Source organism: Arthrobacter sp. P1_A5 (assembly GCF_056406825.1).
Map to the genome: position 1 here is coordinate 1 of NZ_JBFTZL010000154.1, position 8,722 is coordinate 8,722.

Here is an 8,722-nt window from a genome sequence, read left to right on the forward strand (position 1 = left end):
CCCAACCACCAGCGTGGAGTTTAACGCCCGGTGTAGCCCATCTTCGCGCTGATCTGCAGCCCCGCCTGTTTCAGCGCATCGAGGAGTCCCGGCGCCGTCTCCGGATCAAAACGGAAGGCCGGCCCGGAAATACTTACCGCGCCGATCACGGCTCCCACATGGTTGTACACCGGCACGGACATCGAGTTGAGCCCAATTTCGAACTCCTCCCGGACCACTCCGTAGCCGTCACGGGCGACGTCGATCAGCTGGCTTTCGAGCTTGTTCCTGTTGGTGATGGTCCGCGGCGTCCGGGCCGGAAGCCCGGTCTCCTTCAGGACACGGTCCCGCTCGTCCGCGGACAGTGCAGCGAGCAGCACCTTTCCACTGGAGGTCGCGTGGAGCGGCGTCAGGCTGCCCACCCAGTCGTAGGTGGCCAAGGTCGACGGGCCCATGGCCTGGTCCACGTTGACGGCGTAGTTGGAGCGCAGGACGGCCAGGTTCACCGTCTCCTTGAACTCCTCTGCCAGGCTTTCGAGTACGGGCCGGGCCTCGCGGACCAGGCTGAGCCGCCCGGGGATGGAGCTTGCCAGCCTCAGGATGCCGAAGCCCAGCTGGTACTTTCCGCGCTCGCTGTTCTGGTGGACCATTTCCCGGCTCACCAGCGAACCCAGCAGCCGGGAGACGGTGGACTTGTGGATGCCCATCTCGTCGGCGATTTCGCTCACGCCCGCGTGGCCGTCCCGCGCCAGGATTTCCAGGACCATAAGCGCCCGGTCCACTGACTGGACACCACCGTGCTGGCCCGACTCCGCATCGGCGTCGGACTCGGGGTCATTTTTGGAAGCCATGATCCATACTCTCAAGTAGTTTCTGCGGCTTGCTTACCCGCCACAAGGCCGCCTGTAGCGTCCTCTCGGTTAGTTCCACAGTTTCGATCCTATGCCGTGAGGTGTGATGAGGCCGACATTGGGTAGGGACCCGCGCCAAGGAAGCCCAGCGACGCTCGGATCCGCTCACGACTGCGCCCTTCAGGAGTAGGGTTTGGCTTGGCAGACGAAGGGGTCGGCAGACGAAGGGGTCCACATGAGCTACAAATATCGAACCGTCCGGGTTCGCGGCACTGACCTGGTTGGAACCATCGCGCGCAAACACGGGGGCGCGCCTGAGATCTACGAAACCTCGAAGGACCCGAGCACCTCGGTTGTCCCGGTGTTCTTCCAGGCAACGGGTGAGGTCCGATTCTTCGACAGGTCAATGCTGGAGGACGTCGGGACGCCGGCCAGCTAGCAGCGGTGTTGCACCGCTGCTGCAAACGGAAAAGTCGCCTTGGCGACCGTTCCGGCAGGACGACCCGCGCCCCTTTATTCGAAGCGCGGGGCCGGCCGGGAGGGCCCTTTGCGTGGGTGTCCGCATGGCGTTGACACTGCTCAGGGCCGCGAGGAGGATTTGTTTTGGGGGGGCCTCTTCGAAAGGAGCCCTAAATGCCGTGGCATGTCGAAGGTACCTATTTTGAGAACTGCAACTGCGACATGGTCTGCCCGTGTACGGCGACAGGACAGACGGCACCGGCGGACAATGACCGCTGCAACGTGGCCTTGGCCTTCCACGTGGAAACCGGCGAAGTCAACGGTGTCGACGTCGGCGGTCTGACAGTCTGCGTCGTGGCCGATACCCCGGCCCTGATGAGTGAGGGGGGCTGGAAGGTCGGTCTCCTGATGGACGCCGCCGCCTCCGCCGAGCAGGCCGAAGCGCTCGGTGCAGTCTTCGGCGGCCAGCTCGGCGGACCGATGGAGGGCCTCGCTCCCTTGATCGGTGAAATGGCGGGCATGGAGTCCCAGGAAATGGCCTACGCCGACGACGGGCGTATCCACCAGGTGCGTATAGGCAGTGCCGTTGACATGGTGGTCGAGGACTTCATGAATCCATTTGATTCCACAGGGCGGGGAGTGAAACTTAGTGGGGTCGGATTCCCGGCCGACACTCTGGCAGCCGGCACATCCAGCACCGCCCGCGTCGACGTGTTCGGGATGACCTGGGATAACGCCGGGAAGAACTCCTTCTCGGCCCCCTTCGCCTGGTCCGCTTAGGTGCCGGGCAGCAGCCGCCTGACAGCCAGCCACCATGCCGGAGAGTTGGCGCTGATCGGGTGCGCCGCACTGGCCTGGTACCTGACTTTCCTAGGCCTTTCCGACATGTCCGCAGGCCCGGGAACGATGGGATTGAGGCTCTGGGGTTTCCTGGCGGTGTGGACGCTAATGATGGCAGCCATGATGTTGCCGGCGCTGGCGCCCCTGACTTCGATGTATCTCAGATCCATCCGCGCCGTGCGCAGCAGCCGGGTCAGGGCCATCCGGACAACGGCCCTGGTAGGCGGCTACCTTCTGACATGGATCGGATTCGGCGTCGTGGCCTACGCGGCCGCGGCCCTGTCTGAGCTACTGGCTGAGAACGCGGCGGACATCGCACCCTGGGTGGGTGCCGGCGTCCTCGTGGCGGCCGGAGCCTACCAGCTGACCCCGCTGAAGGACTTCTGCCTCAGGCACTGCCGGTCGCCCATAGCCTTCCTGCTGCACGTATCCGGGTACAAGGGCCGCTTGCGGGACGTCCGCGTCGGCATGTATCACGGCGTGTACTGCGTCGGCTGCTGTTGGGGGCTCATGCTGGTGCTGATTGCCGTGGGCGTGATGAACCTGGCGTGGATGGCCGTGCTCACGGTAGTTATCTTCCTGGAGAAGACATGGAAATACGGGCCCGCCTTCAGCCGGATAACTGGTGTCTCGCTGATCGTTTTCGCGCTCTTCGTCCCAGCGCACCCGGAGCTGCTGCCCGGGCTCTATATGCCCGCGCCCATGTAAGGGACGCTGACCACCGTCTTCGAATAGGAGTCCGGGGATCGACGTCGGCACGGGGTTCCGCGCCGTCTTCGCTTCTACGGCGTGCCCCCGTGGGCGGGTCGGCGCGAAAACAGCGTGCTGACCAGCCGGACCCCAAAGCCTTCATCCAGCGGCGAGCCGCTCAGGAAGAACCGGTAGTAGATCGGCCCCAGCAGGAGGTCGGTGAGCATTTCGGCGTCGACGTCCGGGCTCAGGTCTCCTCGGGAGATGCCCCGCTCCACCAAATGCAGCACTGGCGGTCGGACACCGGGAGGTCCAAGCTTTAACCATTCGACGCGGGCCACGTGTGGGCGTCCCGGCTTCCGGGGATGGCACGGCGAGGGTGACTGCACGGCGAGGGTGACGGCACGGCGGGTGCGAGGAGAGTGACGATGGTTGACACGGCAGCGCAGACTCTTCGGGCCGGGGCGCGCAACGACCTTGTGACGCAACTGCTGGGCATCTGGCTCCTCCTGGCTGTGTACCTGGACGGCTGGGCCCACTTGCACGTTCCCGGGCTGGAAACCTTCTTCACCCCCTGGCACGCGGCACTCTATTCGGGCCTCATGGCCACCGCCGCGTGGACGGCAAGCGTGATCTGGAGGAACCGCCAGCCCGGGCGGCCATTGAACCGGTCGGTGCCGGCCGGCTACCGGGGCACGGTTATCGGACTGGTCCTGTTCGCCCTCGCGGGTGTCCTGGATCTGGCCTGGCACGAGATCCTGGGCATCGAAGTCTCCCTCGATGCGCTGGTGAGCCCCACCCACCTGCTGCTGGGGTTCAGCCTCTTCCTTATCCTCGGCACCGGTATCCGCAGTGCACGGGCCGCCGGCGGCGCAGAGGCCTTCAACTGGACGCCGCCTGCACTGTTGTCGCTCGCCCTCATGACGGGCCTGGGAGCCTTCTTCCTCATTTACTGCTCGGCGTTCGTCCGGACCCCGCCGGCCGTCCCGTATCAACAGACGCCGATCGGGAGCCCCGGGCACACCCAGGCGGAGCTGCCCCCGGCCCTCGGACTGGCCAGCTATTTGGTGACCACAGCGCTGATTATCGCGCCCTTCCTCTACACCTTCTCCGGAGCCCGGAGGCCTCCTTTCGGTATTGCCACCATCCTGGTCGCCGTGGTGGCGTGGCTGCCGCTGGCCATGTCGGGGCTGCGCCCGGCCGCGGTCGCCGGTGCGGCCGGAGCCACGATCATCGCGGCAGCGTCGGATCTGCTGCTTGCCCGACGGTCGGGCCCGTGGCTGAGGCGCAGGTTGCCGGCGGTCACCGCCGTGCTGGCGGCACTCATCTGGACCGGGCAACTGGCTGGGATCGCCCTCGGGGCATCGATTCAATGGCCAGTGTCGATGTGGCTGGGAGCCGTCGTGCTGAGTGCCGGACTGGCAGCGGCCCTCGCCTTCCTCAGCTCGTTGAACACCAGGAGCGTCCCGGGGCCGGCGACGCCACGATGACCGTCAAATCCCCACTGTTCCCGGTGCCCGGAGTGGGCTAATTTGGGGATATAGGGGAGCGCCCGGTGCCCGGTTCGTTGACGGCGGAGGCACCTGGCTTCGCCATCGAGTAAGGAATCCGACCGTGGCCTACAACGTGGCCCAAAAGCTCATCGCATCCCATCTGGTGGCCGGGGAGATGATTCCCGGCCGTGAGATTGGCCTGCATATCGATCAGACCCTCACCCAGGACGCGACCGGGACGCTGGTCATGCTTGAACTGGAGGCCATCGGGCTCGACCGGGCACAAACTGAAGTGTCCGTGCAGTACGTGGACCACAACTTGTTGCAGGCCGACAGCAGGAACGCTGAGGACCATGATTTTCTCCGCTCGGCCTGCCGCCGGTTTGGTCTGTGGTTCTCGAAGGCCGGAAACGGCGTGTCCCATCCGACCCACATGCAGCGGTTTGGCCGTCCGGKCACGACCATGGTCGGTTCCGACAGTCACACCCCGGCCGCTGGGTCGCTGGGGATGCTGGCAATCGGGGTCGGCGGCACCGAGGTAGCCCTGGCCATCGCGGGCGAGCCGCTCTACCTGAAGATGCCGGAGATCTGGGGCGTGCGGCTTACCGGCAAGCTGCCACCGTGGACCAGTGCCAAGGACGTCATTCTTGAAATGCTTCGCCGGCACGGCGTGAAGGGCGGCAAGGACCGGATCATCGAGTACTACGGTCCCGGCCTCGCCACGCTGAGCGCGATGGACCGGCACGTGATTGCCAATATGGGCGCCGAACTCGGTGCGACGAGCACGGTCTTCCCGGCCGACGACCAGGTCCGGGCCTTCCTGCGCACCGAACAGCGCGAGGACGATTTCACCGAACTCCTCGCCGATTCCGGGGCCATCTACGACGTGACCGACGAGATCGACCTGGCCACGATCGAGCCGCTCATCGCCCTGCCCAGCTCGCCCGGCAACGTCGTTCCGGTGCGGGAGGTCACTGGCAGGCCGGTGGCGCAGGTCGTGATTGGGTCCTCAGCGAACCCGGGCCTGCGCGACTTCGCCATTGTCGCCGCCATCACGAAGGGACGGCAGTGCCACCCGGGACTGTCCTTCGACGTCAACCCTAGTTCCCGGCAGATCCTCCAGGACCTCACCAGGATGGGGGCCACGTTTGATCTGATACGCGCCGGAGCCCGGCTGCACCAGACCGGATGCATGGGCTGCATCGGGATGGGACAGGCCCCCGCGAACGGAAGCAACAGCCTGCGCACAATGCCCCGCAACTTTCCCGGCCGTTCGGGCACGAAGGAGGACTCGGTCTACCTGTGCTCACCGGAGACGGCCGCGGCTGCTGCGCTCACGGGAATTATCACCGACCCGCGGGACCTGACGGAGCTTTTCGACCTTGAGTACCCCGAGATCGAACTTCCCGCGGTGTCGAGCGTGAACGTGGCAATGCTCGAGGAGCCGTTGGCGCCGGAGGACGCCGGCAAAGTAGCACTGGTCAAGGGCGAAAACATCTCCTCGCTTCCGGTCTTCGGCCCACTCGCCGACCGCATCGAGGCACCAGTGGCCTTGGTGGTGGGCAACGATGTCTCGACGGACGAGATTCTGCCAGCCGGAGCCCGCGTTCTGCCCTACCGCAGCAACATCCCCAAACTCGCCGAATTCACCTTCGACCAGCTCGACCCCTCCTATGCCGCCCGCGCCGCCCGTACCCGCGACTCCACTGGGCACATCCTGGTCGGCGGCACGAACTACGGCCAGGGATCCTCTCGGGAACACGCGGCTATCACCCCGCGCTTCCTCGGGCTGCGCGCAGTGGTGGCCGTCTCGTTCGCGCGGATCCACTGGCAGAACCTGGCCAATTTCGGCGTCCTTGCAGTCGAGTTCACAAATGCGGCCGATCATGACCGCATCGAACAGGACGATGTGCTCGCGCTGACAGGGATACACGACGCCCTGCTCACAGGCAAGGAGATCCTCGTGGAGAACCGGACCCGCGGCGAGGTCTACCCTGTGCGGCACAGCCTCTCCAGCCGTCAGGTGGACATGCTCCTGGCAGGTGGCCTCATCCCGTGGCTGCGCGAACGGAGAGCGCGGGAATGAGCTGCCGATCACCGCTGACGAGGATGGGTGTGCCGCGGTGAGCGGATGGCCGAGGCCGGACGATCCCTCCGGCGAAATCAGCCTTGTACTCGACCAGCGCAGCACCCTGGATCCGAAGGCTGACCTGCGCGACGGGTTGTCCGCGGTCGCCCGGCAGGGTTCCCACCTTTGGGTCGCCAATGACGAGACGACCAGCCTCGAACGGCTCACCCTGGAGGCCGGCGACCAGGCCCGCACCCACCGCAGCTTCGATCTCACCCACCTCCTTGAGCTGCCCGGGGACAGGGGTGAGATGGACATCGAGGGCCTCGATGTCGAGGATGACACGCTGTGGCTGCTTGGATCGCACAGCTCGGCCCGCAAACAGGTCAAGAACAACGCCACGCCCGCAGAAGCGCGGGATTCCCTGGCGACAGTGGAGGTCAGCCAGCGCCGTCGGGTGTTGGCCCGGCTTTCGACTAAGGACCTCCTCGATCCGGGCGGCGGCCGGACGGGGCAGCAGCAGCGCCCCGCCGTGCTGGGCCTCGGCCGGGGCACGGACCTGGTGGATCTGCTGGCCGATGACCCACATCTTGGTAGCTTCATCCAGTCCTCGACGACCGGTCGCCCGATCCCGGGCAAGGACAACGGCATTGACTGCGAGGGCCTCGCCGTAGCGGGCGACCGGGTGTTCATCGGTCTGCGCGGGCCGGTGCTGCGTGGGTGGGCGATGATCATAGAGCTCCAGGTTGGTGACGGGCCCGGCTTGGAGCCGCAGCCGATCGGTCCCGGGAATCGTCGCTACCGCAAGCACTTCCTTCGCCTGCATGGTTTGGGCGTGCGGGATCTGTGCCGGCACGGACAGGACCTGCTCGTCCTGGCAGGACCCACCATGGAACTCGACGGGCGCGCGGCCGTGTTTCGCTGGCGGGGCGCGCTGACGTCGCAGGCCGAGGCCGTCCTGCCGAAAGACGACCTGCATTGCGAATTTGACGCGCCATTCGGCGAGGACGAGGACCATGCCGAGGGGATCACCGTTCTCGACGACGATCGGTCGGTCTTGGTGTTGTATGGGACGCCGTCGGGCAAGCGCAAGACCGGACGCCACGCGATCAAAGCCGACGTCTTCCGCCTCAGCGCTTAGGAACCGGCGCCGCCACGGTCCCCGGGAGGTGTTCCTACTGCTGCCGGCCCACTTTTCCCAGCCAGGCCCGCAGGAGAGGAACGACGACGTCACTGTGCATCGCACCCAGGTGATCGAGTGCGGGGAGTACTTGCACATCCCACCCGGCCTCGATGAGCTCGCGCTCATGGGCTGCCAGCGGTTCGCCGATCCGCACCGTCACGTCCCCCCAGCGGGGTCCGTAAGCGATGTGATCGGCGGCGCCCGCGAACGCCAGCCGGGGCAGATCCGGCGCCAGGCCAATAGTTGAATCGTCGAAGTCCTGGAGCGCTTCGTAAAGCGTGAGGAACTGGCGGGTCTGTGTCTCGTTGGTCTGTATCGTGGCGGCATCCCAGTCGCCGGGTTCGACCGGGAGGTTCACCTCCGGCGATTGTTCCGGGGCCCTGGCAGCCGCCGAGTGGGCCGCCCGCGTCACCGCCAACATGCTCCTGTACGGGCCGTCGCGCGGCGGGAATCCTCCCATGATGAGCGCCCAGAGCCGGTTTGTGCGGATCGCCAACTGCAAACCGCACAGGCCCAGCCACGAGTAGCCGTAGTATCCGAAGGTCTCGGCGCGTGCCGCATCAGCGATAGCCAGCAAGTCGGCGGTGACGTTCTCCGGGGTGAGGGTATCGGGCGCCGGGTGCGCCATCCGGTGCCCCTCGTAGTCGGCCGCGATTACCCGATAGGACTGCGCGAGGCCCGACACCAGATTGGGCCCGAGGTCCGGGTCCGCGCCCCACTCCCGCATCGTCTGGGCTTCCGGCCCGGACCGCGGCTTCACATTGGCAGGGATGAGGAGCGCCCGGCCGTCACCGCTCACCAGGACGGGTATTGCCGTGCCGTCGTGCAAAAGGGCCTCAACCATCTCGGACACCGGGATCCTCCTTATGGCTACAGCTCCGGTGGACAAAGTCTGCCACCGGTGCGTTCGCTTCGGAACGCCCCGGAGCCATGGTGCCCCGGCCCTGCTCTGGCGCACACCGGCGCAGGGGGGCCAGAATGGGGTCGTGCTCACCCCTGATCGAACCCAGAGGAAGGACTTTCATGACGCTCTATCAGCCTGAACCGGTCGAAATTTCAACACGGATGCGGCCGGGGGAGTGGACCGAGGAAAGCCTGGAGATGCTGGTCGCGTCATACCGCGAGCAGCTCTCGCGCATGGGGGCGACCGCCTCCGAGA

Annotated in this window: 9 protein-coding genes; 6 read left to right on the plus strand and 3 right to left on the minus strand. The window is 66.1% G+C overall.

Features of this window, described 5'->3' with window-relative positions; translation table 11 throughout:
* Positions 1-20 precede the first annotated feature (20 nt).
* Positions 21-830, minus strand: a complete 810-nt coding sequence (locus AC1D1S_RS16550) for an IclR family transcriptional regulator (protein WP_243177875.1) — start codon at positions 828-830, stop codon at positions 21-23.
* A gap of 235 nt (positions 831-1,065) precedes the next feature.
* Here AC1D1S_RS16550 and AC1D1S_RS16555 point away from each other — a divergent pair, with 235 nt between their 5' ends.
* The 3 genes from AC1D1S_RS16555 to AC1D1S_RS16565 all read left to right on the plus strand — a co-directional run bounded on the left by AC1D1S_RS16555 (position 1,066) and on the right by AC1D1S_RS16565 (position 2,837).
* Complete coding sequence (locus AC1D1S_RS16555; RefSeq protein WP_476994954.1) at positions 1,066-1,269, plus strand: hypothetical protein; 204 nt, start codon at positions 1,066-1,068, stop codon at positions 1,267-1,269.
* Between the two features lie 194 nt (positions 1,270-1,463).
* Positions 1,464-2,069, plus strand: coding sequence for a DUF1326 domain-containing protein (locus tag AC1D1S_RS16560; protein WP_243177874.1), 606 nt, complete (start codon positions 1,464-1,466; stop codon positions 2,067-2,069).
* A 126-nt stretch (positions 2,070-2,195) separates the two neighbouring features.
* Positions 2,196-2,837 carry a copper chaperone gene (locus tag AC1D1S_RS16565; RefSeq protein ID WP_279294002.1) on the plus strand — a complete coding sequence of 214 codons (642 nt, stop codon included), beginning with the start codon at positions 2,196-2,198 and terminating at the stop codon, positions 2,835-2,837.
* 74 nt (positions 2,838-2,911) lie between these two features.
* Here AC1D1S_RS16565 and AC1D1S_RS16570 read toward each other — a convergent pair whose 3' ends face one another.
* Positions 2,912-3,364 carry a TetR-like C-terminal domain-containing protein gene (locus AC1D1S_RS16570; RefSeq protein WP_476994955.1) on the minus strand — a complete coding sequence of 151 codons (453 nt, stop codon included), beginning with the start codon at positions 3,362-3,364 and terminating at the stop codon, positions 2,912-2,914.
* On the opposite strand from AC1D1S_RS16570, the gene AC1D1S_RS16575 reads away from it, so the two are divergent.
* From AC1D1S_RS16575 to AC1D1S_RS16585, 3 genes are all read left to right on the plus strand, one after another.
* Positions 3,248-4,309, plus strand: a complete 1,062-nt coding sequence (locus AC1D1S_RS16575; protein ID WP_476994956.1) for a hypothetical protein — start codon at positions 3,248-3,250, stop codon at positions 4,307-4,309. The genes AC1D1S_RS16570 and AC1D1S_RS16575 overlap by 117 nt on opposite strands.
* Before the next feature lie 124 nt (positions 4,310-4,433).
* Entirely contained in the window at positions 4,434-6,398 is a 1,965-nt protein-coding gene (locus AC1D1S_RS16580; protein ID WP_476994957.1) for an aconitate hydratase, read from the plus strand.
* A gap of 37 nt (positions 6,399-6,435) precedes the next feature.
* Positions 6,436-7,521 carry a DUF3616 domain-containing protein gene (locus AC1D1S_RS16585; protein WP_243177869.1) on the plus strand — a complete coding sequence of 362 codons (1,086 nt, stop codon included), beginning with the start codon at positions 6,436-6,438 and terminating at the stop codon, positions 7,519-7,521.
* Between the two features lie 34 nt (positions 7,522-7,555).
* On the opposite strand, the gene AC1D1S_RS16590 is transcribed toward AC1D1S_RS16585, so the two are convergent.
* The gene (locus tag AC1D1S_RS16590) at positions 7,556-8,407 is read right to left on the minus strand and encodes an alpha/beta hydrolase (protein WP_476945244.1); all 852 of its coding nucleotides are present in this window, start codon (positions 8,405-8,407) and stop codon (positions 7,556-7,558) included.
* Positions 8,408-8,722 lie beyond the last annotated feature (315 nt).

Bases quoted from the DNA above. Each gene is read 5' to 3' on its own strand.
- AC1D1S_RS16550 (WP_243177875.1), bottom strand. From the start codon at position 830: ATGGCTTCCAAAAATGACCCCGAGTCCGACGCCGATGCGGAGTCGGGC.
- AC1D1S_RS16555 (WP_476994954.1), top strand. From the start codon at position 1,066: ATGAGCTACAAATATCGAACCGTCCGGGTTCGCGGCACTGACCTGGTT.
- AC1D1S_RS16560 (WP_243177874.1), top strand. From the start codon at position 1,464: ATGCCGTGGCATGTCGAAGGTACCTATTTTGAGAACTGCAACTGCGAC.
- AC1D1S_RS16565 (WP_279294002.1), top strand. From the start codon at position 2,196: ATGGGATTGAGGCTCTGGGGTTTCCTGGCGGTGTGGACGCTAATGATG.
- AC1D1S_RS16575 (WP_476994956.1), top strand. From the start codon at position 3,248: ATGGTTGACACGGCAGCGCAGACTCTTCGGGCCGGGGCGCGCAACGAC.
- AC1D1S_RS16590 (WP_476945244.1), bottom strand. From the start codon at position 8,407: ATGGTTGAGGCCCTTTTGCACGACGGCACGGCAATACCCGTCCTGGTG.